Source organism: Cypionkella sp. TWP1-2-1b2 (assembly GCF_049896245.1).
In the GTDB taxonomy this organism is placed as follows: domain Bacteria; phylum Pseudomonadota; class Alphaproteobacteria; order Rhodobacterales; family Rhodobacteraceae; genus Cypionkella.
Genome location: NZ_JAFCTX010000037.1, coordinates 16,395 through 43,156, shown reverse-complemented (window position 1 = coordinate 43,156; position 26,762 = coordinate 16,395). Strand labels below are relative to the sequence as shown.

Sequence of the window (26,762 nt, the reverse complement as noted above, 5' to 3'; positions counted from 1 at the left end):
TCAGCAACTGCCGCAGTCAGCCCTTGGCAGCAAGACACCCTTGCAGGCGATGAAGGACTGGCACAAACTTAAGCCGGAGTTGTTCACGAAACAGCCCTATCACCTTCCGGGATGTGACAGCTAAGCAGTATGCCCCAAGTATACATTATGGTGGGGCTATTCTAGGAGCATTGAATTTGGAATACATTGCGCTGGAGAGTTTGGCTGGGTTTTGTAATCGAATTTCTGATCCTAATTTCGCGGCAGGGGAATGGATATCTCCCGAAGGCGACAATGATGAAGTTATCGCAATGCCATATGTCCAGTTTACAACCGCCGCACGGGACTTCATTGCAGCTGCCGACGCCAGTAAGTGGCTCAATCCGGACTTCGATTGGTCAGAATGGGTGACATCGGACGAGGCTGCACGACTATTCAACGATCCTCATACCCTCACGACTGCCGAACCATCGGAACTGTCAAAGATTTTAACAGTCTGCATTCGCCGAGATAAATTCACAGAGGGGGCGCTGCTGGATGATTTCAAAAATGGTTTGATCCTTCGTATCGTACAACGGGCAGCAGCGATCATTGAAAAGACGGACACAGCAACACCACCTTCGAAAAAACTATCCAGCCAACAAGCAGGAGCATTGGGCGAACTGCTTGCTTTGGCAAAACTGAACTCCCTTGGTGTGGCTGCATATATGAGTCCTGAAGGTGCGCCAGGCCATGATCTCATCGCTATCATTGATGGCAAGGCCAAATCCATTGAAGTTAAGACGCGGCAGTTTTTTCTTAAGCCTTCTGAAATCACCAGATGGCCAGTAAATCTTGAAACCAAGGGAGATGCCGATTTTTTCCTTTTCGTTGAGTTAGACCTTAAGACAATTTCCCCAGCATTCTATCTGCTTACAAACCAACAAGCCCGCGCGACAAACAAGAGTGCTGGCGCAGGTCAGGGAAACTGCTATCCCGCTCAGGTGCGCCTATGTGCCAAGAGAAATGATTTTTCAGCCTTGCTAGGAACTTAACCAAGCCCCCAAATCCACCCCTCCGCCTGTCGCCCCCAGACCTTCCCCCTGCCCGCCAATCCCCTATAACCACCGGCAGAGGAGACACCCATGACCACCGCTCGCCCACCCCTATCCAGCCGCAACCCGCAAGCCTACGGCTTTGCCGTCACCGTTCTGGGCGTGCTGTTCTTCTTCCCCGACGTGCTGGTGGTGCGCCTGATCCAGACCGACACCATGACCGTCGCGGTCTGGCGCGGCGTCGCCGCCTTCGTCGCCACAGCCCTCGCCCTCGGCCTGTTTGGCCGCGCATCCCTGCCCAACTGGCGCGACCTGCTGCGCTGGCCGTCGCTTGCGATGATCTTCCTGCAAGGCATCGGCTCGGTGTTCTTCCTCGCCTCGCTGGGTCAAACCTCCGCCGCCAACGCCCTGCTGATCCTCGCCACCGCCCCGTTCATCGCCGCGATGATGTCATGGGCGATCCTGCGCGAACGCATCGACACCGCCACTTGGGGCGCCATCGTCGGCGTCTTCGCAGGCGTCGGCATCATCGCGGCGGGCAGTTTGGGCGGCGGGCATCTGTCCGGTGATCTGTTCGCCCTCGCCAATGCCGTCGCCATCGCCGCCTATTATGTGGTGATCCGCATGGCCCCCGCAGGCAACCTGATGCCCTCGATCGCACTCGGCTACCTGCTCACCTCCGCCATCGCCTACCCCTTCGCCCCCATGGCCCCGCTGGACCTAAACCAGATCGCCCTGATCGCCCTCTCTGGCGGCGTGATCCTCGCCGGAGGCTGTTTCCTTTTGCAAATCGGCCCGCGCTATCTGCCCGCCGCCGAGGTTTCGATGATCACCATGCTGGAAATCATCGCTGGCCCGCTGCTGGTCTGGCTGTTCCTCGGCGAAAATCCGGGGCTGAAAACCCTGATCGGCGGTTGCGTGATCCTGATCGCCATTACTGCCCACACCCTGATCAAACTGGCGCAAAGCCAGCGCGGCCAACCCGCCTGATGCGCCTGCTGATCGTCCACGCCCATCCGTCGCCCGACAGCTTCACCGCCGCCTGCCGCGACACGGCCATCAAAGCCGCCCACGCCGCAGGCCACCAAACCAAACTGATCGACCTCTACGCCGAGAACTTCCAACCAAGCCTCACCGCCGAAGAATGGCTCAGCTTCCCCGACCCCGACGCCATCTCCGACAGTCTCACTCCCCACATCGAAGCCCTGCAATGGGCCGAGGGCCTGATCTTCACCCACCCGACATGGTGGAGCGGCCCGCCCGCGATCCTGAAAGGCTGGCTCGACCGCACGTTACGCCCCGGAATAGCCTTCCACCTCCACGGAAAAACCATGCGCCCCGGCCTGCCCAATATCCGCCTGCTGGCCGTCCTCACCAGCCTTGGCGCGACAAGCCTGCAATACAACCTGCTGCTCGCAGCCCCCGGTCGCCGCCAATTCCTGCGCGGGCTTCGCCCCTGCCTCCACCCAAGCTGCAAAACCCTCTGGCTCGCGCATTACGCCATAGACGCCAGCACCGAAGCCACCCGCGCCCGCCACCTTGCGAAAATAGCGGCACGCATAGCACAGATTGCGGTTTAACCACGCCAAACCACCAGCACTGCTTGCCGCCAAGCCCCCAAGAGTTTATCAATGTCCCATAATAAAAGGGCAGCCCGATGCGCATTCTGATCACCAACGACGACGGCATCAACGCCCCCGGCCTTGTCACCCTGACCCGCATCGCGGCAGAAATCGCCGGCCCGAAAGGCGAAGTCTGGACCGTCGCCCCGGCGTTTGAGCAATCCGGCGTCGGCCATTGCATCAGCTACACCCACCCGATGATCAACGCCAAACTGGCGGAGCGCCGCTATGCTGTCGAAGGCTCCCCCGCCGATTGCGTGCTGGCCGGGGTCTATGATGTGCTGGAAGGTGCCAAGCCCGATCTGGTGCTGTCCGGCGTCAACCGAGGCAACAACTCCGCCGAAAACGTGCTCTACTCCGGCACCATCGGCGCTGCGATGGAAGCCGCCCTGCATGGCATCCCCGCCATCGCTTTGTCGCAATACATGGGCCGCGACACCGATGATCTGGATGACCCGTTTGAGGCAGCAAGCCAGCATGGCGTCAAAATCATCCGCGCCCTGCTGGATAAAGGCCTGTGGACCACCGACGATTACCGCATCTTCTACAACGTCAACTTCCCGCCCTGCGCCGCAAAAGCCGTCAAAGGTCACAAGGTCGCGCCGCAAGGCTTCCGCCGCGATACCAATTTCGGCGTCCAACCCTACACCGCCCCCTCCGGTAAACGCTTTCTCTGGATCAAGGGCGGCCCGCAGCACACCCCAACCCTGCCCGGCACCGATGCCGCCGTGAACCTTGACGGCTATATCTCGATCACCCCCTTGCGCTGCGATCTCACAGCACACGACACCCTCGCCGACCTCACGGCAAGGCTCGGATGATGGAGAACGGTGCGCCCGAAGACGAGACGGCGGCCGAGCGCAAGATGCGATTTCTATTTGCCCTCAGATCAAAAGGCGTCACCGACGCCCGCGTGCTGACCGCGATGGAGCGGGTGGATCGCGGCCAATTCGTGCGCGGGTTGTTCGCCGAGCGCGCTTATGAAGACATGCCGCTGCCGATCGCCTGCGGCCAGACCATCAGCCAGCCTTCCGTGGTGGCCCTGATGACGCAAGCCCTCAACATCAGCCCGCGCGACACCGTGCTCGAAGTCGGCACCGGTTCCGGCTACCAAGCCGCGATCCTCGCCCACCTTGCGCGGCGCGTCTACACCGTCGACCGCCACCGCCGCCTTGTGCGCGAGGCGCAGGAGCTGTTCCGCGACATGGGCCTCGTCAACATCGTCGCGATGACCGCAGACGGCAGCTTCGGCCTGCCAGACCAAGCGCCGTTTGATCGCATCATCGTGACAGCCGCCGCCGAAGACCCGCCCGGCCCGCTCTTGGCGCAGTTGAAAGTTGGCGGTATCATGGTGGTGCCGGTCGGCCAATCTGATACAGTGCAGCACCTGATCAAGGTCACAAGGCTGGCGACAGGCTACGATTACGAAGAACTTCGCCCAGTGCGGTTTGTGCCACTGGTAGAGGGCATCAGTGCAGATTAGCGGTTTAAGTTTTCTAAAATAAGCAGTATCGAAAAACGCGATCAAAGGCCACGAGAGGCAGCTATTTCCGTTTCCTTGTTAACTTGAACCGCTCTAAACGCAACAAGACGCCCGGAACAACCGGGCAAGGTACAGAGGCAAGCATGACCCTATCGCGCCTTCCGATTCTTGGCCTATCCGCCCTGCTGATGGTCTCCGCCTGCGGCACAACCAAGCCGTTTGATTGGGACCTGCGCGCGGGCAACGGCGCGCTGGATACTTCGGGTGCCGCCCTGCGCGCGACCGATCCGCGTCCCGCAACCGATGCGAACGGCGTGCTGTCTTATCCGAATTACCAAGCCGCTGTCGCACAGCGCGGCGATACCGTAGCCTCGGTTGCCGCCCGCGTTGGCCTGCCTGCTGACCAGTTGGCACAGTATAACAGTCTGAAACCCACCGATACCTTGCGCGAAGGCGAAACCCTCGCTTTGCCCGCCCGCGTCGCCGCAACCCCGACCGCCGCCACCCCCGGCGCGGTCGATGTCTCCTCCATCGCCACCACTGCGCTGGACCGTGTCGGCACCACCACGCCCGCCGCCGCGCAGCCGAGCAAACCCGCAGGCACCGAGCCTGTGCGCCACCAAGTCAAACGTGGCGAAACCGCGTTCTCCATTGCCCGCATCTACAACATTTCGGCCCGCTCAATAGCCGATTGGAACGGCCTAGGCCCCGATCTGGAAGTGCGCGAAGGCCAGTTCCTGATCATCCCGACCGCCAATGCCTCACCGCCGCCGAAGGACCCGGTCGATGTCACCACGGTGCCCGGTGCAGGTTCGCCAACACCCGAGCCGCCCTCGGCGAAAAAACCGCTGCCCGCCGAGAAACCTGCAAAGGCCAGCGAAAAACCCGCCCCTGCGGCCGATCTGGGCAAAGACCGCACCGCCGCTTCGGCCTCGCGCTTTACCATGCCAGTGAACGGCAAGGTGATCCGCGCCTATGTGAAGAAGAAAAATGACGGCATCGACATTGCTGCCGCCGCAGGGTCTTCGGTGAAAGCCGCAGCCGACGGCACCGTCGCCGCTGTCACCAAAGACACCCAAGGCACCCCGATCGTGGTGATCCGCCACGCCGACGGCATCCTGACGGTTTACGCCGGGGTCGATGGCCTGAAAGTCGCCAAAGGTGACAAAGTTGCCAAAGGCCAAGCCATCGCCGTCGTCCGCGCCGGCGACCCCGCCTTCGTGCATTTCGAGATCCGCAAAGGTGTCGATTCCGTCGATCCGATGGCGTATTTGCAGTAACCGCCGCTCTGCGCTCCCTTACGGTCGCTTATCGCTTTCATCTTGGCCGAAATACTCCCGCCGGAGGCTCCTTCATCTGCACAAGCAGCCCCCGGCAGGCATCGCTTTAAGAGATACAAGCGCAGGACGTTTGTTAAATCATCCGAAGCGTTTTGAGCCGGGCTTGACAGACATTGTGCATTACTAAAAATCTACCGGTTCTGGAAAATTGAGAATTTCCCTCTTGGCTTCAAATTCCATTTCTCTCAATGGCCCGATTGCTATTTCATTGCCATTTAGAAAATCATTATCCAATGATTTCACCAAATAGTAGTATACATTGATGGCCGCACCAATCGGGCGAACCCGCGCAGTTAGGTATTTATTGTCAGAGGCAACAGCCACAACCTCCGGCACAATGCGCGCAATGGACGCGCCGTCACCAAGCTTTCGGTAAACCATTACGTTATCACCCGTATCTACCCAAGCGACAATATAAGTATCATCTTCCCAGTAGGTATCAGAATCACAGGCTGACATCGAAAATGACAACAGAAATATTATGAGTATTCTTCCATGTCTAAAAATATTTCTCATTCATCATACCTGTCCTGATCACCACTCCTCCATTGACTGCGTCTGCAAAGACGTCGCTCCAATCCCATCTGCAACGCCAAAAATGGCTTTCATCTTGGCCTAAATATCCCCGCCGGAGGCTCCACCAGCCCCCCAAGCACTAACCCCCGGTTAACCATACCCCCAACCTTGCGGAATAACTCAATAAAAACAACGGTCCCGAGTTGGGACCACTCCCAACCTCAAACCTCACTCACCAAAATCTTGTCAATCCGCAGCCCGTCCAAGTCAATCACCTCAAATTTGTAGCCCTCGGCCACGAAGATATCCCCCAGCACCGGCATCCGCCGCAACTGATGCAGCACCAGTCCGGCGACTGTATCGTATTCCCCCGCAAGCCCGCGCGACAACCCCAGCCGATCACAGAACTCATCCGCAGGCATCCAGCCCGACACCAGCAAGCTGCCATCGGCACGCACCAGCAACGCAGGCTCGTCCGCATCCGCCGAGCTTTCCGCCCCGGTGATCGCCTCCAGCACGTCATCGGTGGTGATGATGCCCTCAAAGTGGCCGTATTCATCATAAACCAGCGCGATGTGATGCACCGAATTATGCAGCACCACCAACACATCCAAAGCATCCGCCTGATCCGACACCACCGGCACATCCACCACCAGCGCCCGCAGATCCAAAGCTTCCCGCCGCGACACCACGTTGAACACGTCGGCGAGGGTGACGATCCCCACCACCTCACCCGTAACCCGGCTTTGCACAAGCATCCGCGGCCGCGCGATCTTGCGGATCAACGCCACCGCTTCAGCCGAGGTCGCCTCCAACTCCAGCATCTGCACCTCATGGCGCGGCGTCATCAGCGCCCGCGCGGTGCGATCACTCAGACGCATCACCCCCGCCATCATCTCGCGCTCGCCGTCCTCCAGCACACCGCCCTCATGTGCCTCGGACAGCAGGGTATGCACTTCTTCTTCGGTCACCCTGTTGCCCATATCGCCGCGCTGGCCCAGCAGCCACAGCACCGCCTTGCCCGACCAGTCCAGCAACCACACCACCGGAGTCGTTACCTTGCTGAGCACAGCCATCGCTGGCGCCACCCGAATGGCGACGCCTTCGGCATTGCGCAGGGCGAGTTGCTTGGGAACCAACTCGCCAATGATCAGCGAGACATAGGTGACCGTCACCACCACGCCGCCGACGCCCACGGTCGAGGCCCAATCAGCATCTACCCCCATCGACAGCAGCCAGTTGGTCAGCCGCAGACCCAAGGTTGCCCCCGACAAAGCCCCCGACAACACCCCAACCATGGTGATGCCAATCTGCACAGTTGACAAAAACCGCCCCGGATTCTCCGCCAGTTTCAGCGCGGCCGCCGCACCTTTGCTTTTGGCCTCCAGCGATTTCAACCGCGCAGGCCGCGCCGAGACAATCGCCATTTCAGACATCGAAAGCACGCCGTTCAAAACGATCAGCGCAGCCAGAACGAGAATTTCTATAATCATGATGCCGCTAAGATCAGGCCCACACGCAGAAATGGCAATAGCTCACAATGAAACGCCGTGACGCGCCGCCAGATCGCAGAAAAATTGCCACGCCACCCGGCCCGAGCGGCTGCCCCGCGTTGCCTGCCACTCAATCGCCTCGGCGCGCAGCGTGTCCGCATCGACAACCACGCCATAAGCGCCCGCATAGCCCCGGATCATCGCCAGATATTCGTCCTGCGAGCAGGGATGAAACCCCAGCCAAAGCCCGAACCGATCCGACAGCGAGACCTTTTCTTCCACCGCTTCCCCCGGCGTGATCGCGGTCGAGCGTTCATTTTCAATCATCTCGCGCGGCATCAGATGCCTGCGGTTTGAGGTGGCATAAAGCAGCACATTCTCTGGCCGCCCCTCAATGCCGCCATCCAGCACTGCTTTCAGCGATTTGTAATGCTGGTCGTCATGGCTGAAACTGAGGTCATCGCAGAACAGGATGAACTGATAGGGGGCTGCCCGCAGATGCGCCAGCAAGCGTTGCACCGAGGGCAAATCCTCGCGCGACAGTTCCACGATTTTCAGATCATGGCCCTCGGCCCGCACCGCCGCATGGATCGCCTTGACCAAGGACGATTTCCCCATCCCGCGCGCGCCCCAAAGCAGCGCGTTATTTGCGGGCAAGCCCCGCGCGAAATACCGGGTGTTCTCCCAAAGCGTGTCGCGCGCGCGATCCACCCCGATCAACAGGCCGATATCGACCCGGCTGACTTTGGCCACAGGCTCCAGCCGATCCGGCCCGGTGTGCCACGCAAACGCCTCGGCACTGAAATCAGGGCTTGGCATCGCCGCCGGAGCCAGACGCTCCAGCGCCTCGGCAATCCGCAGCAATGTGTCACTCATCCTCATCGACCCAACTGCCATCCGCCCGCGCCGCCGCCTCGCGCTTTTTCTCAAATCCGGCGATCATCAAGATCGACAGCTCATAAAGCGGGTAAATCGCGAAAAACATGATCAACTGGCTCATCACATCCGGCGGCGTTGCCACCGCTGCCACCGTCAAAATCGCCACCACCGCATATTTCCGCGTCGCCCGCAGACCGCTTGATGAAATCATTCCGGCCTTGCCCATCAGCGTCAGCAGCACCGGAAGCTGAAAGCACAGCCCGAACGCCATAATGAATTGCATGGTGAGAGACAAGAAGCTTTCCACCGAGCCCTGATACAACACCCCCGCCGCCGCACTGGTGATCGACGGGGCCACAGGCACAGCCCCCGGATTCATCGCCTTCGAGAAATCGCCCTGATACGACAGGAAGAAGTGGAACGCCCCCGGCAGGATCATGTAATAGGCAAAGGCTGCCCCGGCGATGAACATCGCAGGTGAGGCCAGCAGAAACGGCAAAAACGCACTCTTTTCATTGCGATACAGTCCCGGCGCTACGAAACGCCACAGCTGGAACGCGATCACCGGGAACGACATCGCAAACCCGGCCCAGACCGCGATTTTCACCGCGACAAAGAAGCCTTCCTGCAGCTTGATCAGCACGAATTGGCACTTCTGCCCGTAATCCGCCATCGCGTTGCACATCGGAATCGACAGCACATGAAAGATCGGAATCCACAAAAGGTAGCCTACCAGACAGCCCACCCCCAGCACTGCGACCGAGACCAGAATCCGGTTGCGCAGCTCTTTCAGATGCTCGATCAGCGGCGCGGCGCTTGCGTCCACATCATCGGTATGGCTCATGCTTCATCCGCCTTCTCGGTCTTGCGCGGCGCGCGGGGTTTTGGCGCGGGTTGGGTTTCGACCGCAGTTTCCACCACGGCGACCGGCTTGCGCACCCGAGGCTTCACCGCGGGCTTCACCTCCGCCTTCTTAGACGCAGCAATGCCGCTATCGACCGCCTTAAGCTTCTCCGCCGTCTCGGCCAGAATCGCCTGCTTCGCCGCCTTTTTATCCATCAAAGCCTGGGTTTCCGGCCCCAAAATTTTAGGCTCCACCACAGCTACAGCTTCGGCAACCACCGCAGGCTCTGTCCCAACGGTCGCAACCGCCGCAGGCATCGGTGGCGGCACCAAGGGCTTGTTGCCAACGCTTGACGCCACCGTAGGCTTGGCGGCGTTCTTGATCGGGTCCCATTTCTCAAACCGATCCGCCGCTTCCTTGACCTTGTTCAGGCCCATCGACTTGGCCGAGGTCATGCCCTTCAGATCATCCGCCACATCCTTGACGCCAGAATCTTTTGCCGCCTGCTCCATCGCGCGGGAAAACTCGCGCGACATCTGCCGCAGCTTGGCGGTGAAGCGACCGAGCTGCCGGAACATGTCCGGCAGATCTTCCGGCCCGATCACAATCAGCGCCACGATGCCGATCAGCACCAATTCGGCCCAGCCGATATCCCCAAACATCTACAGCAAGCCCCTTCGCGGCGTCTGGCCCAATGGCCCCGTAGTCAGACACTCATCAGATCACAGTCAAAGCCGCAAGCCTCAGACCTTGTCTTTATCGGTCTCAACCGGCGCTTCGGCGGGCGTTACATCGCGCGCAGCCTTGGCCGCCGCTTCTTTTTCAATCTCGGAAGTGCCATCCGACACGCCCTTTTTGAACGCGGTGATGCCGCGACCAAACTCGCCCATCAGGTTCGAGACTTTGCCTCTGCCAAACAGCACAAGCACAACAATCGCCACCACCAAAAGGTGCAACGGGCTTAATGACCCCATGATTAATCCTCCATAAAGCCGCTTCTGCGGCAGGTCTGGCATAGACTTAGGCAGGGAACCCGGCGGAATGAAACCGGAAATTCCTGTAAACTGCCGGTATTCTCCGCTATAGCTGACAGCTATATGTCAGTTGCTCTTGCCGAAAATCCGCAGATGGAAGCCCATGCGCCGCACCGACCGCCTGTTTGACCTGATCCAAATCCTCCGCGATGGCCGTCTGCACCGCGCGTCCGAGATATCGACGCGGCTGGGCGTCTCAATCCGCACGATCTGGCGCGATATGAATACGCTGATGGCTTCCGGGCTTCCGGTGGAAGGCGAGCGCGGTGTCGGCTATATCCTGCGCGCGCCGATCACGCTGCCGCCGATGATCCTGAACGCTATCGAACTGGAAGCGCTGCGGCTTGGTCTGCGCTTGGCCACCGAAGGCCCCGATGCAGCGCTCGCCAAGGCCGCCCGCGCTTTGGCCAAACGCATCGCTGCCGTCACGCCCGCGCCCAGCAAGGATGAAGGCGATCTGTTCGCCTTCCCCGGCGCGACCTCCAACCGCGCGCCAAAACACCTGCCCGCCCTGCGCCGCGCCATCAAAGCGCATGAGCGGGTCGCCATCACTTATATCGACCCGCGCGGCACCGAGAGCCACCGCGACATCCGCCCGCTGGCACTGGAAAAGCACGCGAAAATCTCGACGCTCGCGGCGTATTGTGAGGCGCGCGGCGATTTCCGCAGCTTTCGGGTGGATCGTATCGTGGCGGTGACGTTGACGGGCGAGCGTTACCCGGACGAGCCCGGTCGCACCCTGCCCGACTACCGCGCGCGGCTTGAGGCTGAGACGATTCGCGATCCAGCTTAACACCGCGCGCCCAAGATCTTAGAGCAAGTCGCCGTTCATATGATTCAGGCTTCCCATCTTGGACGGTTTCTGATTCCCTGATCTTTCCAGATATAGGGGATCGAGATGGGCAAATCACATCCTATGGAGCTTCGCAGCCGGGTTGTAGCGTTTGTGGAGGAGGGGCACGGGCACCGTGAGGCGGCACGGCACTTCCGGGTGTCGCCGCGTTTTGTAAACGACATGGTCTAGCTGGCCGGAAACACATAACAGCGATCCCGGCGGATCATCAGCCACAACGGCGTCTCGGCTTTCGGCAAAAACACCCCCGGCACCGAGGCCGTCAGGATCGAGCCGTCAAACTCCATCCGAAATTCCACAAGGCTGGCATGGCCCAAATACCGCGCCCGCTGCACCACACCGCGCGCAGGCGTGCCCTCTGGCACCGTCGGATTGGGCCCACGCCCGGCCCGGTCAAAGTCGATTTTCAGATGTTGCGGGCGGATCACAATATCCACTTCGCCGCCATCGGCATGCCCCGGCGTCAGAAACGCGCCGAACGGAGTCTCGGTCAACGCCCCCTTAGACACACCCCGGATCACATTGATATCACTGAAGAAAGCTGCCGCCGCGCGATCCACAGGCGCATTATAGACGTTATACGGCGCGCCACGCTGCACAATGCGGCCATCGCGCATCAGCGCAATCTCATCGGCCATCCGCATCGCTTCTTCCGGCTCATGCGTGACCAGCAGCACCGCAGCACCCTCGGCCTTCAGCACCTCTAGCGTGGCATCGCGGATGCCATCGCGCAACCGGTTGTCGAGGCCCGAAAACGGCTCGTCCATCAACATGACGCGGGGACGCGGTGCCAAAGCCCGCGCCAAGGCCACACGCTGCTGTTCCCCGCCCGAAAGCTCATGCGGGTGCTTGACGCCAAAGCCGGAAAGGTTCACCTTTTCAAGCAGTTCATCGACGCGGCGCATCTTGGCAGCCTTGTCACCCGTCAGCCCAAACGCCACATTCCCCGCCACCGTCAAATGCGGAAACAGCGCGAAATCCTGAAACATCAACCCGACGCCGCGCGCCTCTGGCGGCAGGTTCACCCCCGGCCCAAATACCTGTTGCCCGTCGATCAGAATTCGGCCCAGATCCGGAGTTTCCACCCCTGCAATCATCCGCAACGTCGTGGATTTTCCACAACCCGACGGCCCAAGCAGGCACATCACTTGCCCCGCCGCCACCTGCAGCGACACATCAGACACCACAGCCCGCCCGCCAAACGAGCGGGTAAGCGCTTGTATTTCCAAGCGTTCAGGTAAGGCAGCCATGATCATCCCGGCGTTTCATCCTGACTTCCCTACCAGCCGTCCCCCCGCACGACAAGTTCACATCGTCGCGTTCATCGCCCCACCATCCAGCAAGATATTCTGCCCGACCATATAGCCCGCATACTGGCTGCACATGAACGCACAAGTCGCGCCAAATTCTTCCGCCGTCCCGTAGCGCCGCGCCGGAATACTTGCCGCACGCTCTGCCTGCGCCTGTTCCATGGTGATGCCACGCGCTTTCACCACGCCGGAATCCAGCGATACAGCGCGATCCGTCGCATGAATACCGGGCAACAAGTTGTTGATAATGACGCCATATTCAGCAACCTGCCGCGAGGTTCCGCCGACATAGCCCGTTAACCCCGCCCGCGCCGCATTCGACAAGCCAAGTTGCGGGATCGGCGATTTCACCGATTGCGAGGTGATGTTGACCACCCGGCCCCAGCCTTTGGCAATCATCCCCGGCAACAGCGCTTTCATCAGTGCAATCGGCGTCAACATATTGGCGTCCAGCGCTTTGATGAAATCCGCACGCTCCCAATCCGACCAGATGCCGGGCGGTGGGCCGCCCGCATTGGTCACCAGAATATCCACCGACCCCGCCGCCGACAGCACAGCCGCGCGCCCCTCCTCTGAAGTAATATCAGCAGCCACCGCCACCACATTTACCCCAAATGCGCGCAACTCTGACGCCGTCGCCTCCAAAGCCTCGGCCCCCCGCGCGTTGATCACCAAATGAACCCCAGCTTCCGCCAAAGCCATCGCACAGCCACGCCCCAAACCCTTTGACGCCGCACAAACCAACGCCCGTTTGCCTTTGATCCCCAGATCCATCGCCACATCTCCTTGATTTGCCCCAGCCTAGCAGCCGATCCAGCGCAGTGTAACCCGCAGCAAAGCTTCGAATTTCACAGCCCAGCCAAAATTTAACCCTAATTTTGGTTTCTACTGTCTTGAGCCGCCGCCCCAGCGCGGTTCATATGCAGACTTAACCATTATTCGGTAACCTTCACAGCATGACAGTCATACAAACCCAAACCGCACCCGGTCACGCCTGCCAAGTTCTGGCAGCTGATGCGATTTATGTCATCAATGGCGTGAATGTTGGGGACGGTTTGATGGGCCCGGAGGAGGTCTGCGCGGGCGATCTCTACGCGCTGGATGAAAGCCAAAAGCCCTTGCGGCTTGTGGTGACGCGCGCCGAAGGCCAGCAGCGGGTCGGCACCGGTTCGGCCGTGGGCGAGGTTGGCGATGCGCTGATGTTTGAGGCGCGCTACACGATGATGAGCAGCGACGGTGATCAGGTCGATCTGGTGCTGATCTCGCTGCCCGGCGGCGCGCGGTTTGTGCTGCCACTGTCGCCGATGGCGGGCTTAAACGATTACACTTTGCTTAAAATTGACGATGCGCCGCAAGACACCGGGCTTGCGGATCTTTTGTGCGTGTCCTTCGCGCGCGGCACCATGATCACACTGGCCTCGGGCCAACAGCGCGCGATAGAGTCGCTGAAGATCGGCGACAAGGTGCTGTCACGCGATCACGGTGGGCAGGAAATCCGCTGGATCGGCTCGACCACCCTGCGTGCGGTGGGGGCCTTTGCGCCGGTCGTGATCACCGCTGGCACTTTGGGCAATTCCGGCGATCTTTTGGTCAGCCAGCACCACCGGATGTTTCTTTATCAACGCCAGCGCACTGCGGGGTTGGCCACGTCAGAGCTGTTGGTGCAAGCGCGCTATCTGGTTGATCATAAATCTGTTTTCATTCAGGAAGGCGGCCTTGTCGATTTCTTTAGCATCGTGTTTGACCACCACGAAATCATCTATGCCGAGGGCGTGCCCGCCGAAAGCCTGATGGTCAACGATGCCACGGTGAACCGCCTGCCGGTGGAACTTGCCGCAGATGTGAAGGCGCGCTTTCCCGGTCTCAGCCAGAACCAGCATTTCGGCACCGAGGCTGGGCGGCAATTTCTCGATTCCATCGGGCCAGAGGCTTTGTTCAAAACCCCGCGCACCGCACCTTCGCGGCAAAGGTAGACGCCATCGCAGCTTTCGGCTAAAGCCCGCGCATGCTTGACAATCGCGCCCCCCTTCCGCCCGAAATCGCCCGCCGCCGGACCTTTGCGATCATTTCGCACCCCGACGCTGGCAAAACCACATTGACCGAAAAATTCCTGCTGTTCGGGGGTGCCATTCAGATGGCAGGCCAGGTGCGCGCCAAAGGCGAAGCCCGCCGCACCCGCTCGGATTTCATGAAGATGGAGCAAGAGCGCGGGATTTCGGTCTCGGCTTCCGCCATGTCGTTCGATTTCCGCCAGTACCGCTTCAACCTTGTCGATACCCCCGGCCACTCGGATTTTTCCGAGGATACCTACCGGACTTTGACCGCCGTTGATGCCGCGATCATGGTGATTGACGGCGCGAAAGGCGTGGAAAGTCAGACCCAAAAGCTGTTCGAGGTCTGCCGGATGCGCGATCTGCCGATCCTGACTTTCTGCAACAAGATGGACCGTGAAAGCCGAGATACCTTTGATATCATTGACGAAATCCAAGAAAATCTGGCGATTGACGTAACGCCCGCAAGCTGGCCCATCGGCATGGGTCGCGATTTTGTTGGCGCTTATGACCTTCTGCATGACCGTCTGGAAATCATGGACCGCGCAGACCGTAATAAGGTCGCCGAAACAATCCAGATCTCTGGCTTGGACGATCCTAAACTCGCCGATCACATCGCGCCAGAGCAGTTGCAGAAACTGCGGGAAGAGCTTGAAATGGCGAAAGCTTTGCTGCCAGCCTTTGACCGCACCGCCTTTCTGAACGGCTCGATGACGCCGATCTGGTTTGGCTCGGCGATCAATTCCTTCGGCGTCAAGGAATTGATGGACGGCATGGGCGAATACGGCCCGGAACCGCAGCCGCAGAAGGCCAAAGAACGCCAGATTGATCCAGAAGAACAAACGGTGACGGGGTTCGTCTTCAAGGTGCAGGCCAATATGGACCCCAAGCACCGCGACCGCGTGGCCTTCGTGCGCATGGCCTCGGGGCATTTCCAGCGTGGGATGAAACTGCTGCATGTGCGCAGCAAAAAGCAGATGGCCATCGCCAACCCGGTGATGTTCCTCGCCGCCGACCGCGAACTGGCCGAGGAGGCTTGGGCCGGCGACATCATCGGCATCCCGAATCACGGCCAACTTCGCATTGGCGATGCGCTGACCGAAGGCGAAAGCCTGCGTTTCACCGGCATCCCGTCGTTTGCGCCGGAACTCTTGCAAGTGGTGCGCGCGGGCGATCCGATGAAGGCCAAGCATCTGGAAAAGGCGCTGATGCAATTCGCCGAAGAAGGTGCCGCGAAAGTGTTCAAACCAATGATCGGTTCGGGCTTTATCGTTGGCGTGGTAGGCCCGTTGCAGTTTGAGGTTTTGGCCTCCCGAATTGAGCAAGAATACTCGCTGCCCGTGCGGTTTGAGCCCAGCCAATTCACCTCCGCCCGCTGGGTGTCGGGGGCCAAGGCCGAGGTGGAAAAATTCGTCAACGTCAACAAAGGCCATATCGCCTTGGACAATGACGGTGACACGGTTTTCCTGACCCGCCTGAAATGGGACATCGACCGGATTGAGCGCGATTATCCTGCGGTGAAGCTGACCGCGACCAAGGAAATGATGGTTTAACGCGCCGCAGTTCTTGCAATGTTCCAGAGACTTGCCTAAAACTCCGGCAATATTCGGAGAGTATATGGCCCTGCCCCTGCATGAACTCGCCGCGCTTGGCACCGCAACCTGCTGGGCGACCACCGGGCTGTTTGCCGCCGATGCGGTGCGCAGCCTTGGCGCGTTTCACTTCAACCTGATCCGGCAGTTGTTCGTCACCCTGCTACTGGCGTTGATCGTGCTGGCAACCGGCGGCTTCGGCGTGCCGGATAGCGGCGCACTGCTGACCCTCGCGGTCTCGGGCGTGATCGGCATCCTGCTTGGCGACACGCTGAACTTTGCAGCCGTTGGTCGCATCGGTCCGCGCCGTGCGGGTGCGGTGTTCGCGCTGAACGCGCCGATGGCTGCGCTGATGGGCTGGGCGTTGTTGGGCGAGGCGCTGCCGTGGCGCGCGATATTTGGCATCGGCCTGACCGCCAGCGGCGTAGCCTTCGCCATCTTGGGTCGCCCCAGCGCCAATGCGCATCGGTTGGAAACCCTGCAAGGCACTGTAATTATTGGCATCCTGTTCGGCCTTGGCGCTGCTTTTGGCCAAGCCGCAGGTTCCCTGATCGCCCGCCCGGTGATGATGGCGGGGATCGACCCTTACCTCGCCTCGCTGTTCCGCGTCGGCGCGTCTGGCCTTGCGATGGGTGCCCTCGCCGCCACCCCCTTGGCCCCGCCGACTCCACATTTCACCCGCAAACCGCTGCTTTGGACCGCTGCCACCGCCTTTATCGGCCTGCTGGTTGGCATGACGTTGTTCCTTTATGCGTTGCAAGGCTCGCAAACCGGCATCATCGCGACACTTTCGGCGACCTCTCCCGTGATCATCCTGCCCTTGCTCTGGCTGCGCACCGGTCAGCGCCCTTCCGCCCTCAGTTGGGCAGGGGCTTCATTGGCGGTGCCGGGGCTTGGCCTGATCTTTTCGCGCTTGGGTTAAATTTTTCAACCAGACAGCTTGCTGTTTTTCGCCAGAAACCTTGGGCGATCCGTAGGGACTTACCCTACATAATGCCGGGTGATTTCGGCGATATGCGCAAAATTCGCAGCACACTAGCAATGCCCCCGCTCAGCCGCCCCCTTGCGCGCGCTCATGTAGGCCTGCCTATTGCGGCAAATTCCCGCAAAACGAGGCCATGATGTCGCTGAATACCGAAGTGCAAACCCTGCTGGCTCAGCTTGGCGTCACAGCAACCCCGGGCACGATGCCGACCCGCACCCCGATCACCGGTGAATCGCTTGGCCCTATCGCCGAACATTCCGCAGCCGACGCAGAAGCCGCCATCCAAGCCGCCCACCGCGCCTATCGCGACTGGCGCAATGTCCCCGCGCCGCAGCGTGGCGAATTGGTGCGACTGTTGGGCGAGGAGTTGCGCGCCAACAAGGCCGCTCTGGGCCGCCTGGTCTCAATAGAGGTCGGCAAGGTGGTGTCCGAGGGCTTGGGCGAAGTGCAGGAGATGATCGACATTTGCGATTTCGCCGTGGGTCTATCGCGGCAGCTTTATGGCTATACCATTGCGTCCGAGCGGCCCAGCCACCGCATGATGGAAACCTGGCATCCCATTGGTGTCATTGGGGTTATTTCCACCTTCAACTTCCCTGTGGCCGTGTGGTCCTGGAACACGGCCCTCGCTTTGGTCTGCGGCAATGCCGTGGTGTGGAAGCCATCCGAGAAAGCCTCGCTCTCGGCCCTCGCCGCCCATGCCCTGCTGGAACGCGCCCTGAAACGCTTCGCTGACGCGGGCCGCCACGCCCCCGAGGGGCTGTCCAGCCTTCTGATCGGTGGCCGCCGTTTGGGTGAGGCTTTGGTGAATAGCCCGAAGGTCGCACTGGTTTCAGCCACTGGATCGACACGGATGGGCCGCGAGGTTGGCCCGAAAGTTGCCGCCCGCTTTGGTCGCAGCCTGCTGGAACTCGGCGGTAATAACGCGGCTATCGTGACGCCTTCCGCCGATCTCGACCTGACCCTGCGCGGCGTGGCGTTTTCCGCGATGGGCACAGCGGGCCAGCGTTGCACCACCCTGCGCCGCTTGTTCCTGCATGACAGCATCTACGACGCGTTCCTGCCGCGCCTCAAGGCGGCTTACGCGAGCGTTAAAGTCGGCAACCCCTTGGAAACTGGTGTGCTGATCGGCCCGCTGATCGACGAAGGCGCGGCTGAAGGTATGGCAAAAGCCTTAGTTGAAGCCCGTGCGGCTGGTGGCACCGTGCATGGCGGCGAACCCGTCACTGGTCTGGGCGGTGCTTATGCGCATCCGGCCTTGGTCGAGATGCCTGCGCAAGTGGGCCCCGTGGTGCATGAAACCTTCGCACCGATCCTTTATGTCATGCGTTACAACGACTTCGACGAGGTTCTTGAGAAACACAATGAAGTGCCGCAGGGCCTGTCATCTTCAATCTTCACAAATGATCTGCGCGAGGCTGAGGCGTTTCTTTGCGCCCGTGGTTCCGATTGTGGTATTGCCAACGTGAATATCGGCCCATCGGGTGCTGAAATCGGCGGCGCATTTGGTGGTGAAAAGGAAACCGGCGGCGGGCGCGAAAGTGGCTCGGATGCGTGGAAAGCCTATATGCGCCGCGCCACCAATACGATCAACTACGGCAAGACTTTGCCTCTGGCGCAGGGTGTCAGCTTTGATATCGGCTAAATTCGGGGCCTGAACCGCCATTTTATCCACAATCCTTGACCTTCCGCGCGAAATCCGATATCGCGCGAATGGGGCGTAGCGCCCAGACGCCGGGGCGCCCGGAACGCAGCGTCCCTTCATTTCATGCGGGCCGAACCCGCATCTTTAGGACGAAGATGACCAAATTCTCAGATCTCGCGCTGGACCCCCGCGTGCTCAAGGCCGTGGCGGAAGCCGGCTACGAAACCCCCACCCCGATCCAAGCCCAAGCCATCCCGCACGCGCTGCAAGGCAAAGACGTGCTGGGCATCGCCCAAACCGGCACCGGCAAGACCGCAAGCTTCGTGCTGCCGATGGTCACGTTGCTGGGCCAAGGCCGGGCCAAAGCGCGGATGCCGCGCTCTCTGGTGCTGTGCCCAACGCGCGAATTGGCGGCGCAAGTGGCGGAAAACTTTGAAACTTACGCCAAATACACCAAGCTGACCAAAGCCTTGCTGATCGGCGGCGTGTCGTTTGGTGAGCAAGACAAGTTGATCGACCGCGGCGTCGATGTGCTGATCGCCACCCCCGGCCGCCTGCTGGATCACCACGAGCGCGGCAAGCTGCTGCTGACCGGCGTGCAGATCATGGTGGTGGATGAGGCAGACCGGATGCTTGATATGGGCTTCATCCCGGATATCGAGCGTATTTTCAGCCTGACCCCGTTCACCCGGCAGACCTTCTTCTATTCGGCCACCATGGCGCCGGAAATTGAGCGCATCACCAACACGTTCCTGTCGAATGCGGTGAAGATCGAAGTGGCGCGGCAAGCCACCGCGTCGCTGACGATTGAGCAAAAGCTGATCCAGTTTACGCCCTCGCGCAAGGACAAATCTTTCGCCGAAAAGCGCGCTGTTTTGCGGGCGCTGATCAAGGCCGAGGGTGAGACTTGCACCAACGCGATCATCTTCTGTAACCGCAAGATGGATGTCGATGTGGTCTCGAAGTCGTTGAAACAGCACGGCTTTAATGCCTCGCCGATCCACGGCGATCTTGATCAGTCGGTGCGCACCAAGACGCTGGACGGTTTCCGCGATGGTTCGGTGCATCTGCTGGTGGCGTCAGATGTGGCGGCACGCGGGCTTGATATTCCGGCTGTCAGCCATGTGTTCAACTTTGATGTGCCCTCGCACCCGGAAGATTACGTTCACCGCATTGGCCGCACCGGGCGGGCTGGGCGTTTGGGCAAGGCCTATTCGATCGCGGTGCCGTCGGATGACAAATACATCAACGCGATCGAATCCTTGGTAAAACAGCCGATTCCGCGTGGCGAAGTGCCAGAAGGTGCGCTGGAAGGCGCGTCGGATGTGCCAGAGCGCGCCCGCGAAGAACGGTCTTCCGCGTCATCGCGCAGCCGTGGCGGTCGTGGTCCGCGCGAGCGTGGCCCGCGGGAGGACAAGCCAGTGGAAGCCGTGGTTGTTGCCGCACCCGTGGTTGAGGCGGCGGCAGAGCAACCCGCTCGCATTGAACAAACCGCCCGCCCCGAGCGCACAGAGCGCCCGCGTCGCGAAGATGACCGCCGCGCCGAACCGCGTGGCGAGCAACGCTCGGACGGTCGCTCGTCAGAGGGTCGCGGCGATGGTCGCTCGAACGATGGTCGCTCGAACGAAGGTCGGGGCGAGCAACGCCATGAGCATCGCTCGGAACCCCGCGCAGATACCCGCAATGAACCGCGCCGGGATGACCGTCGCGACTATCGTGGTGGCCGAGATAATGGTGAGCGTGTTGTTGGCATGGGCGATCATATGCCCGATTTCCTGCTGCGCAGCTTTGCCATCACCACCAGCACGGCGGATGAGCCCGAAGACACACCTGCGACTGGCACCGAGGGCTGAAGCCTTCGCCAGAAAGACAAAGGGCCTCGCAATCTGCGAGGCCCTTTGCATTTCAACACCTTATTGGGTTATTCAGCCGCAAGACGGCTGACCACCACGATCACCTCAGGCTTTTTGCCAATCTCTTCCATTGACACTTGCCGCACGATCTTGCGCAAAGCCTCGTCCATTTTGTCATCGTTCGACAGCAGCTTGCGGCCCGCGCCATCAAGGAATTCGGTCAATTCAGTCTCCAGCACCTCCGCCAAATTCCGCCCGCCTTTGCCGGTTTCCGGCAAGCCCATCAACTCGACCCAAGCTTCGCCCAACGGCTGATCCTGCTCGTCCATGATCACCGTCACCATCGCCAAACCGTTCAGCGCCATGCGGATGCGGTTGCGCACCACGCCGTCCAACGCGCCGATCAGCACCGAACCATCCAGATAGGTGCGGCCCGCTTCTATATGTTCGGCGAGTTTCGGCACATCGCCGGTGATGTCCATCATCATGCCATTGGTGACCACCGCCGAGGCGATGCCCGCCTCAAGCCCGATCCGCATATGTTCGCGCAGGTGGCGGTGCTCGCCGTGCATCGGGATCAGCATATCGGGCAGGAACAAGCGATGCACATGTTCCAGATCCGGGCGGTTGGCGTGACCGGAAACGTGATACAGGCCGTTGTTATCGTCAACGATATCAACGCCCTTCTCGGACAAAGCGTTCACAATCGCATAAACGCCACGCTCATTGCCGGGGATGATCTTGGAGGAGAACAAGAAAGTATCGCCCTCTTTCATCTCAATCCCGAGATACTTGCCGCGCGACAACTGCGCCGAGGCCGCACGCCTTTCGCCCTGCGATCCGGTCACGATCAGCATCAGGTTCTTGCGCGGCACTTCCAGCGCTTGTTCGGGGGTGATCACCGGCGGGAAGTCTTTCAGCACGCCGGATTCTTCCGCCGCCGAAACCATCCGCTTCATCGCGCGCCCGAGCAGACAGACCGAACGATCCGCCATCCGGCCCGCTTCGGCCAGGGTTTTCAGACGTGCGACGTTCGACGCAAACGTCGTCGCCACCACCATGCCGCCCGCGCCCTTGATCAACTCGGCAATCGGGGCTTTCAGCGTGCTTTCCGAACGGCCCTCATGCAGCGAAAACACGTTGGTACTATCGCACATCAGCGCTTTGATCGGGCGCTCGGCGGCAATCGCCTCCATCACCGCATCGTCCCAGCCTTCGCCGACAATTGGCGTTGCATCGCGCTTGAAATCGCCGGTATGGAATATCCGCCCCGCAGGTGTGTCGATCACAAGGCCACCGGATTCCGGTATCGAGTGGGCGACGGGGACGAATTGCACCTTGAATGGGCCGGCCTCAACAGTATGCGGACGCGAGGCTACCGTGGTGATCGCGTCTTTCGGCAGGCCGTATTCTTCAAACTTCAATCGCCCGATGGTGGCGGTAAACTTCCGCGCATAGATCGGTTTGCGCAACGACGGCCACAGATGCGCCAATGCGCCGATATGGTCTTCATGCGCATGGGTGATGAAAATCGCCTCAAGCCGGTCGAGTTTATCGGCGAGCCACGAGATATCTGGCATGATCAGATCGACGCCCGGCGAGGTGTCCATATCCGAGAAAGCCACGCCGAGATCGACCAAAATCAGCCGCTCGCGCCCCTTCGGGCCATAACCGTAGACGTAAGCGTTCATGCCGATTTCGCCGGCCCCGCCCAATGGTAGATAGATCAGCCGCTCACCGCTCATGCCGTTTCCTTGTTGTAGTTATGGATCAGGACAAGGCCATGCATGGTCAGATCGTCCTCAACCGAGTGAAATAGCTCAGTTCCCTGAGCAAACAATGATGCCAGGCCGCCGGTGGCAATTACTTTCATCCCAAGATCACGCTCGCGGCGCACTTCCCGGACGATGCCTTCGATCAAGCCAATGTAGCCCCAATACACGCCCGATTGCATACAAGCCACCGTATTCGTGCCGATCACCCTTGCGGGCTTGGCGATGTCGATATGCGGCAGCGCGGCGGCGGCCATATGCAGCGCCTCAAGCGAAAGGTTCACGCCGGGGGCAATGACGCCGCCGACATAGGCACCGTCAAAATCCACCACATCGAAGGTGGTGGCGGTGCCGAAATCGACCACGATCAAGTTGCCGCCGTGGCGATCAAACCCCGCCACCGTATTGACCAAACGGTCGGGGCCAACGGTGGTGCCTTCATCCACCCGAGGCGCGACGGGCAGGTTACATTCCGGCTTGCCGACCACCAGCGGGCGGCAGTCAAAATAGCGGCTGCACAGCACCCTCAAGTTGAACACCACGCGCGGGACGGTGCTGCTGATGATCGCCTCGGTGATCGAGCTTTCGGTTTTGGTCAGCATCAACAGGCTGGAGAGCCAGACGAAATACTCATCCGCCGTGCGTTTGTGATCGGTGGCGATGCGCCAGGTGGCGATGAACTTTTCGCCATTCCAGATCGAGAAAACCGTGTTGGTGTTGCCGCAGTCGATGGCGAGAAGCATCTTAGCGTCCCTTTAGAAAAACACCTCTGCCGCAGGGATTGCGACAGTGCCGGATGACATCCGCAGGATCAGATTTCCTGCCGGATCAATGGTTTCAAACACCCCCTCGCGGGTCTGACTGCCAGTACGGGCGCGGATGGTATCGCCAAGCCGCGCGGCGTGGCTCAGCCATTCTTGGCGCAAAGCGGTAAAACCTTGGTTAACGAAAGCCGCCTCCCACGCCGCATAGGCCGGGGCGAGCGCATCAAGCAAAGCCTCGGGCGTGATCCGCAGTCCGGTCTCATTCAGCAGGCTGACCGGGATTGTCGCCCCCGGTTCCACCGCCGACACATCCGGTGCGCCGATCAGGTTGACGCCGATGCCGATGGCAAGATCAAAGCCGCCGCGGGTGTTGGCAGAGCTTTCCAGCAATATCCCCGCCACCTTGCCGCCGTTCAGCAGCACATCATTCGGCCATTTCAGCGCGAACGCGCCGGGCAGTCCCGTCAGGCTGACAAAAGCATCGCGCAGGGCGAGGCTGGCAGCGAAGCTGCGCAGGGCGATGACTTCGGGGGATTCCGTCGGGTGCAGCAGCAAGGTGCCGTAAAAATTCCCACGCGGAGAAGCCCAAGGCCGCGCCCGCCTGCCCCGGCCTGCGGTCTGTTCCAGCCCCAAAAACCACGCAGGCCCCGGTGTTTCCGGGGCCATGCGCAGGGCATAGGCGTTGGTGCTGTCCACGGTTTGCAACACGTGGCGTGCCACGCCCGCAGGCCATGCGGGTTTAGCCGACAAGCGCTTGCGCCGCTGTCTGCGCCACCGCTTCAATGCCGAACAGGTTAACGACGCCGAGCAGCATCACCGCAGCGACCGCCACCAACATCAGCCATTGCACAGGCACCATCCGGCTGTTGGCACCTTCGGTTTCACGCCCGAAATACATGAAGAACACGATGCGCAGGTAGTAGAATGCGCCGATCACCGAGGCCACAGCGCCCGCCAGCGCTAGCCAAGTCATGCCCGCATCGACGGCGGCTTTCAACACATAGAACTTCCCGAAAAAGCCCAGCATCGGCGGCACACCTGCCAAGCTGAACATCAGGATCAGCACGGCAAGCGCCTTCAAAGGCTCACGTTTTGAGAACATATTCAGGCTGTCGATATCGCTGATGGATTTACCATCTTTCTCAAGCGACATGATGAAGGCAAAGGTGCCGAGGTTCATGGTGACGTAAATCGCCATATAGATCAGCATCGCCTGCACACCCTCAACCGTGCCCGAGGCCAGACCGACCAAGGCGTAACCCATATGGGCGATCGAGGAATAGGCCATCAGCCGCTTGATATCGCGCTGCCCAATCGCGGCCACCGCACCCAAGAACATCGACAGCACGGCCAGAGCCGCCAGAACTTGGCTCCACTGCGCCGGGATCGCACCGAAGGCGTCAAACACCACCCGCGCAATCATCGCCATAGCGGCGGCTTTCGGCGCGGTGGCGAAGAACGCCGTGACTGGCGTGGGTGCGCCTTCGTAAACGTCGGGCGTCCACATGTGGAACGGCGCCGCCGAAACCTTGAACGCCATGCCCGCGATCAGGAACACCAGACCAATCACCAGACCCAGATGCGCCTCAGCGCCCAAGGTGGACAGGATGCCGCTGAACAAGGTGGTGCCCGCAAAGCCATACACCAGCGACGCGCCATACAGCAGCAAGCCCGACGACAGCGAACCAAGCACGAAATACTTCAACCCGGCTTCGGTGGATTTCGCATCATCGCGGCGCATGGCAGCGACGACGTAAAGCGCCAAAGATTGCAGCTCCAGCCCCAAATACAACAGCATCAGATCGCCGGACGACACCATGAACATCATGCCGATCACCGCGAGTGCAACAAGGATCGGATATTCAAACCGCCCCATGTCGTGGCGGGCGAGGTAATCTTGCGACATCACCAACACGCCCGCCGCCGACAGCAGGATCACCACTTTGGCAAACCGCGCAAACGCATCGTCGATGAACATGCCGCCGAAGGCGACATTCGCGCCATCGCCTGCAAAGCCGATATAGGCGGCCAGCGCCACGAACACCCCGGCGGTGGCCCAAGTGACGGCCCCGGTCAACGCGTCTTTGCCCGCGTACACACAGCCGAGTAGCGCCGCCATGGCGTAGACCGCCAGCAAAACCTCGGGCAGGACGATATGAAAGTCTAAAGCGTTCATCTGGTCTGTCCCTTAGTTCGCAGCAAAGGCCGTCACGGCCGTTTGGTAGTTATCCACAAGCACCTTCACCGATGGCCCAATGATATCCAGCACCAAAGCCGGGTAGACGCCAAGCAGCAAGGTCATCACGATCAGCGGCGCGAAGATCGCACGCTCGCGCCGGCTCATGTCTTGAATGGTCGAGAGGGCCTCTTTCACCAGCGCGCCGAAAGCGACGCGGCGATAAAGATACAGCCCGTAAGCTGCCGAGAAGATCACGCCAGAGGTCGCCACAGCAGCGACCCAAGTGTTGACTTGGAATATCCCGGCCAGCACAAGGAACTCCCCCACAAAACCCGATGTGCCGGGCAGACCGACGTTCGCCATGGTAAAGAACATGAACACCAAGGCGTAAGCGGGCATCCGGTTCACAAGGCCACCGTAGGCGTCAATCTCGCGGGTGTGCATCCGGTCATAAATCACGCCCACACAAAGAAACATCGCGCCCGAGATAAAGCCGTGGCTGATCATCTGGAAGATCGCCCCGTCCACGCCCTGCTGATTGGCGGCAAAAATCCCCAAGGTGACATAGCCCATATGGGCGACCGACGAATACGCGATCAGCTTTTTCATATCCGACTGCGCGAGCGCAACCAGTGAGGTATAAACGATGGCAATCGCTGACATCCAGAATATGAGGGATGACAAAACCTCTGCCCCAACCGGGAACATCGGCAGGCTGAAGCGCAGGAAGCCGTAACCGCCCATTTTCAACAGGATCGCCGCCAGCACCACAGAACCCGCCGTCGGAGCCTGAACGTGCGCATCGGGAAGCCAAGTATGCACCGGCCACATCGGCATTTTCACCGCAAAGCTGGCGAAGAACGCAAGGAACAGCAGGGTTTGCAAGCCGCCCGTAATCGTCATGCCCAGCACCACCATCGGGGCGCTATCAAACTTGAACGCCATCAACGTCGGAATATCGGTGGTTTTCGCCGCCCAATACATCGCGATCATCGCCACCAGCATCAGCACCGAGCCGAGGAAGGTATAGAGGAAGAACTTGAACGCGGCATAAATCCGGTCCTTGCCGCCCCAGATGCCGATGATCAGGAACATCGGGATCAGGCCAGCCTCAAAGAACAGGTAGAACAGCACCAGATCGAGTGCCAAGAACACGCCAAGCATCAGCGTTTCCAACAGCAGGAAGGCGATCATGTATTCCTTGACCCGGTCAGTCACCGACCAGCACGACAGAATTGTGATCGGCATCAGGAAGGTGGTCAGCATCACGAACAGGATCGAAATGCCGTCAACGCCCAGCTTGTATTTCAGCCCGACGATCCAGCTTGCCTCTTCAACGAATTGAAAGCCCGGATTGCTTGCATCAAACCCCTTCAGCACGAACAGCGAGACGATGAAGGTCGCCGTGGTGGCGATCAAAGCCAGCCATTTCGCGTTGTTGGCGGTGGCCTCATTCGAGCCGCGCAGGAACAGCGCCAGGATGGCGGCTGCGACTGCGGGCAGGAAGATGATGATGGAAAGAAGATAAGTCATG

25 protein-coding genes and 1 pseudogene are annotated in these 26,762 nt (G+C 60.2%); 13 read left to right on the top strand and 13 right to left on the bottom strand.

Features of this window, described 5'->3' with window-relative positions; translation table 11 throughout:
• The 7 genes and pseudogenes from ACP7AP_RS19500 to ACP7AP_RS19470 all read left to right on the top strand — a co-directional run.
• Positions 1–124, top strand: a pseudogene (locus ACP7AP_RS19500) (IS481 family transposase); the annotation flags it as partial.
• A 52-nt stretch (positions 125–176) separates the two neighbouring features.
• On the top strand, positions 177–1,013 hold the full coding sequence (locus tag ACP7AP_RS19495) for a DUF6508 domain-containing protein (protein WP_426036841.1): 837 nt from the start codon (positions 177–179) through the stop codon (positions 1,011–1,013).
• A 90-nt stretch (positions 1,014–1,103) separates the two neighbouring features.
• Entirely contained in the window at positions 1,104–2,003 is a 900-nt protein-coding gene (locus ACP7AP_RS19490) for a DMT family transporter (RefSeq protein ID WP_426036839.1), read from the top strand.
• Complete coding sequence (locus ACP7AP_RS19485; RefSeq protein WP_426036837.1) at positions 2,003–2,593, top strand: NAD(P)H-dependent oxidoreductase; 591 nt, start codon at positions 2,003–2,005, stop codon at positions 2,591–2,593. The genes ACP7AP_RS19490 and ACP7AP_RS19485 overlap by 1 nt, the downstream gene beginning before the upstream one ends.
• Positions 2,594–2,670: 77 nt before the next feature.
• Positions 2,671–3,456: a 5'/3'-nucleotidase SurE gene (gene surE, locus ACP7AP_RS19480; protein WP_426036835.1), complete on the top strand. Its 786-nt coding sequence runs from the start codon at positions 2,671–2,673 to the stop codon at positions 3,454–3,456.
• On the top strand, positions 3,456–4,118 hold the full coding sequence (locus ACP7AP_RS19475; RefSeq protein WP_426036833.1) for a protein-L-isoaspartate(D-aspartate) O-methyltransferase: 663 nt from the start codon (positions 3,456–3,458) through the stop codon (positions 4,116–4,118). Before surE ends, ACP7AP_RS19475 begins: the two co-directional genes overlap by 1 nt.
• 143 nt (positions 4,119–4,261) lie before the next feature.
• The gene (locus ACP7AP_RS19470) at positions 4,262–5,398 is read left to right on the top strand and encodes a peptidoglycan DD-metalloendopeptidase family protein (protein ID WP_426036831.1); all 1,137 of its coding nucleotides are present in this window, start codon (positions 4,262–4,264) and stop codon (positions 5,396–5,398) included.
• A 183-nt stretch (positions 5,399–5,581) separates the two neighbouring features.
• Here ACP7AP_RS19470 and ACP7AP_RS19465 read toward each other — a convergent pair whose 3' ends face one another.
• From ACP7AP_RS19465 to tatA, 6 genes are all read right to left on the bottom strand, one after another.
• On the bottom strand, positions 5,582–5,974 hold the full coding sequence (locus tag ACP7AP_RS19465) for a hypothetical protein (protein ID WP_426036829.1): 393 nt from the start codon (positions 5,972–5,974) through the stop codon (positions 5,582–5,584).
• Between the two features lie 221 nt (positions 5,975–6,195).
• The gene (locus ACP7AP_RS19460; RefSeq protein ID WP_426036827.1) at positions 6,196–7,467 is read right to left on the bottom strand and encodes a hemolysin family protein; all 1,272 of its coding nucleotides are present in this window, start codon (positions 7,465–7,467) and stop codon (positions 6,196–6,198) included.
• A 42-nt stretch (positions 7,468–7,509) separates the two neighbouring features.
• Complete coding sequence (locus tag ACP7AP_RS19455; protein WP_426036825.1) at positions 7,510–8,343, bottom strand: ATP-binding protein; 834 nt, start codon at positions 8,341–8,343, stop codon at positions 7,510–7,512.
• Positions 8,336–9,190 (bottom strand): twin-arginine translocase subunit TatC, encoded by an 855-nt coding sequence (tatC, locus tag ACP7AP_RS19450; protein WP_426036823.1) that lies wholly within the window; start codon positions 9,188–9,190, stop codon positions 8,336–8,338. The genes ACP7AP_RS19455 and tatC overlap by 8 nt, the downstream gene beginning before the upstream one ends.
• Positions 9,187–9,852 carry a Sec-independent protein translocase protein TatB gene (tatB, locus tag ACP7AP_RS19445; protein WP_426036821.1) on the bottom strand — a complete coding sequence of 222 codons (666 nt, stop codon included), beginning with the start codon at positions 9,850–9,852 and terminating at the stop codon, positions 9,187–9,189. The genes tatC and tatB overlap by 4 nt, the downstream gene beginning before the upstream one ends.
• A gap of 81 nt (positions 9,853–9,933) precedes the next feature.
• Complete coding sequence (tatA, locus tag ACP7AP_RS19440) at positions 9,934–10,164, bottom strand: twin-arginine translocase TatA/TatE family subunit (protein ID WP_426036819.1); 231 nt, start codon at positions 10,162–10,164, stop codon at positions 9,934–9,936.
• A 163-nt stretch (positions 10,165–10,327) separates the two neighbouring features.
• Between tatA and ACP7AP_RS19435 the strand changes: the two genes are divergently transcribed.
• Positions 10,328–11,017, top strand: coding sequence for a helix-turn-helix transcriptional regulator (locus ACP7AP_RS19435; RefSeq protein WP_426036817.1), 690 nt, complete (start codon positions 10,328–10,330; stop codon positions 11,015–11,017).
• Between the two features lie 227 nt (positions 11,018–11,244).
• Here the strand turns inward: ACP7AP_RS19435 and ACP7AP_RS19430 are convergent, their stop codons facing one another.
• Positions 11,245–12,327: an ABC transporter ATP-binding protein gene (locus ACP7AP_RS19430; RefSeq protein WP_426036815.1), complete on the bottom strand. Its 1,083-nt coding sequence runs from the start codon at positions 12,325–12,327 to the stop codon at positions 11,245–11,247.
• A 57-nt stretch (positions 12,328–12,384) separates the two neighbouring features.
• The gene (locus ACP7AP_RS19425) at positions 12,385–13,161 is read right to left on the bottom strand and encodes an SDR family oxidoreductase (protein WP_426036813.1); all 777 of its coding nucleotides are present in this window, start codon (positions 13,159–13,161) and stop codon (positions 12,385–12,387) included.
• 182 nt (positions 13,162–13,343) lie between these two features.
• Here ACP7AP_RS19425 and ACP7AP_RS19420 point away from each other — a divergent pair, with 182 nt between their 5' ends.
• The 5 genes from ACP7AP_RS19420 to ACP7AP_RS19400 all read left to right on the top strand — a co-directional run bounded on the left by ACP7AP_RS19420 (position 13,344) and on the right by ACP7AP_RS19400 (position 20,513).
• A complete protein-coding gene (locus ACP7AP_RS19420) occupies positions 13,344–14,360 on the top strand; it encodes a Hint domain-containing protein (RefSeq protein WP_426036811.1) in 1,017 nt (338 codons plus the stop codon).
• Between the two features lie 32 nt (positions 14,361–14,392).
• Positions 14,393–15,991, top strand: a complete 1,599-nt coding sequence (locus tag ACP7AP_RS19415) for a peptide chain release factor 3 (RefSeq protein ID WP_426036809.1) — start codon at positions 14,393–14,395, stop codon at positions 15,989–15,991.
• Between the two features lie 64 nt (positions 15,992–16,055).
• Complete coding sequence (locus ACP7AP_RS19410; protein WP_426036807.1) at positions 16,056–16,952, top strand: DMT family transporter; 897 nt, start codon at positions 16,056–16,058, stop codon at positions 16,950–16,952.
• A gap of 199 nt (positions 16,953–17,151) precedes the next feature.
• Entirely contained in the window at positions 17,152–18,660 is a 1,509-nt protein-coding gene (locus tag ACP7AP_RS19405; RefSeq protein ID WP_426036805.1) for an aldehyde dehydrogenase family protein, read from the top strand.
• A 155-nt stretch (positions 18,661–18,815) separates the two neighbouring features.
• Positions 18,816–20,513, top strand: a complete 1,698-nt coding sequence (locus ACP7AP_RS19400) for a DEAD/DEAH box helicase (protein WP_426036803.1) — start codon at positions 18,816–18,818, stop codon at positions 20,511–20,513.
• Between the two features lie 68 nt (positions 20,514–20,581).
• On the opposite strand, the gene ACP7AP_RS19395 is transcribed toward ACP7AP_RS19400, so the two are convergent.
• From ACP7AP_RS19395 to ACP7AP_RS19375, 5 genes are read right to left on the bottom strand one after another with little or no spacing between them, the layout of a single operon-like run.
• Positions 20,582–22,258, bottom strand: a complete 1,677-nt coding sequence (locus tag ACP7AP_RS19395; protein WP_426036801.1) for a ribonuclease J — start codon at positions 22,256–22,258, stop codon at positions 20,582–20,584.
• Entirely contained in the window at positions 22,255–23,028 is a 774-nt protein-coding gene (locus ACP7AP_RS19390; RefSeq protein ID WP_426036799.1) for a type III pantothenate kinase, read from the bottom strand. The genes ACP7AP_RS19395 and ACP7AP_RS19390 overlap by 4 nt, the downstream gene beginning before the upstream one ends.
• Positions 23,029–23,040: 12 nt before the next feature.
• Positions 23,041–23,799, bottom strand: a complete 759-nt coding sequence (locus ACP7AP_RS19385; protein ID WP_426036797.1) for a biotin--[acetyl-CoA-carboxylase] ligase — start codon at positions 23,797–23,799, stop codon at positions 23,041–23,043.
• Positions 23,789–25,225: an NADH-quinone oxidoreductase subunit NuoN gene (gene nuoN, locus ACP7AP_RS19380; protein WP_426036795.1), complete on the bottom strand. Its 1,437-nt coding sequence runs from the start codon at positions 25,223–25,225 to the stop codon at positions 23,789–23,791. The genes ACP7AP_RS19385 and nuoN overlap by 11 nt, the downstream gene beginning before the upstream one ends.
• Positions 25,226–25,237: 12 nt before the next feature.
• The gene (locus ACP7AP_RS19375) at positions 25,238–26,761 is read right to left on the bottom strand and encodes an NADH-quinone oxidoreductase subunit M (RefSeq protein ID WP_426036793.1); all 1,524 of its coding nucleotides are present in this window, start codon (positions 26,759–26,761) and stop codon (positions 25,238–25,240) included.
• Between the last annotated feature and the right edge of the window lies 1 nt (position 26,762).

What these genes read in the sequence shown, in the direction of transcription:
- ACP7AP_RS19490 (WP_426036839.1), top strand. Translation starts at nt 1,104, where the DNA reads ATGACCACCGCTCGCCCACCCCTATCCAGCCGCAACCCGCAAGCCTAC.
- ACP7AP_RS19485 (WP_426036837.1), top strand. Translation starts at nt 2,003, where the DNA reads ATGCGCCTGCTGATCGTCCACGCCCATCCGTCGCCCGACAGCTTCACC.
- surE (WP_426036835.1), top strand. Translation starts at nt 2,671, where the DNA reads ATGCGCATTCTGATCACCAACGACGACGGCATCAACGCCCCCGGCCTT.
- ACP7AP_RS19475 (WP_426036833.1), top strand. Translation starts at nt 3,456, where the DNA reads ATGGAGAACGGTGCGCCCGAAGACGAGACGGCGGCCGAGCGCAAGATG.
- ACP7AP_RS19470 (WP_426036831.1), top strand. Translation starts at nt 4,262, where the DNA reads ATGACCCTATCGCGCCTTCCGATTCTTGGCCTATCCGCCCTGCTGATG.
- ACP7AP_RS19465 (WP_426036829.1), bottom strand. Translation starts at nt 5,974, where the DNA reads ATGAGAAATATTTTTAGACATGGAAGAATACTCATAATATTTCTGTTG.
- ACP7AP_RS19460 (WP_426036827.1), bottom strand. Translation starts at nt 7,467, where the DNA reads ATGATTATAGAAATTCTCGTTCTGGCTGCGCTGATCGTTTTGAACGGC.
- ACP7AP_RS19455 (WP_426036825.1), bottom strand. Translation starts at nt 8,343, where the DNA reads ATGAGTGACACATTGCTGCGGATTGCCGAGGCGCTGGAGCGTCTGGCT.
- tatC (WP_426036823.1), bottom strand. Translation starts at nt 9,190, where the DNA reads ATGAGCCATACCGATGATGTGGACGCAAGCGCCGCGCCGCTGATCGAG.
- tatB (WP_426036821.1), bottom strand. Translation starts at nt 9,852, where the DNA reads ATGTTTGGGGATATCGGCTGGGCCGAATTGGTGCTGATCGGCATCGTG.
- tatA (WP_426036819.1), bottom strand. Translation starts at nt 10,164, where the DNA reads ATGGGGTCATTAAGCCCGTTGCACCTTTTGGTGGTGGCGATTGTTGTG.
- ACP7AP_RS19435 (WP_426036817.1), top strand. Translation starts at nt 10,328, where the DNA reads ATGCGCCGCACCGACCGCCTGTTTGACCTGATCCAAATCCTCCGCGAT.
- ACP7AP_RS19430 (WP_426036815.1), bottom strand. Translation starts at nt 12,327, where the DNA reads ATGGCTGCCTTACCTGAACGCTTGGAAATACAAGCGCTTACCCGCTCG.
- ACP7AP_RS19425 (WP_426036813.1), bottom strand. Translation starts at nt 13,161, where the DNA reads ATGGATCTGGGGATCAAAGGCAAACGGGCGTTGGTTTGTGCGGCGTCA.
- ACP7AP_RS19420 (WP_426036811.1), top strand. Translation starts at nt 13,344, where the DNA reads ATGACAGTCATACAAACCCAAACCGCACCCGGTCACGCCTGCCAAGTT.
- ACP7AP_RS19415 (WP_426036809.1), top strand. Translation starts at nt 14,393, where the DNA reads ATGCTTGACAATCGCGCCCCCCTTCCGCCCGAAATCGCCCGCCGCCGG.
- ACP7AP_RS19410 (WP_426036807.1), top strand. Translation starts at nt 16,056, where the DNA reads ATGGCCCTGCCCCTGCATGAACTCGCCGCGCTTGGCACCGCAACCTGC.
- ACP7AP_RS19405 (WP_426036805.1), top strand. Translation starts at nt 17,152, where the DNA reads ATGTCGCTGAATACCGAAGTGCAAACCCTGCTGGCTCAGCTTGGCGTC.
- ACP7AP_RS19400 (WP_426036803.1), top strand. Translation starts at nt 18,816, where the DNA reads ATGACCAAATTCTCAGATCTCGCGCTGGACCCCCGCGTGCTCAAGGCC.
- ACP7AP_RS19395 (WP_426036801.1), bottom strand. Translation starts at nt 22,258, where the DNA reads ATGAGCGGTGAGCGGCTGATCTATCTACCATTGGGCGGGGCCGGCGAA.
- ACP7AP_RS19390 (WP_426036799.1), bottom strand. Translation starts at nt 23,028, where the DNA reads ATGCTTCTCGCCATCGACTGCGGCAACACCAACACGGTTTTCTCGATC.
- nuoN (WP_426036795.1), bottom strand. Translation starts at nt 25,225, where the DNA reads ATGAACGCTTTAGACTTTCATATCGTCCTGCCCGAGGTTTTGCTGGCG.
- ACP7AP_RS19375 (WP_426036793.1), bottom strand. Translation starts at nt 26,761, where the DNA reads ATGACTTATCTTCTTTCCATCATCATCTTCCTGCCCGCAGTCGCAGCC.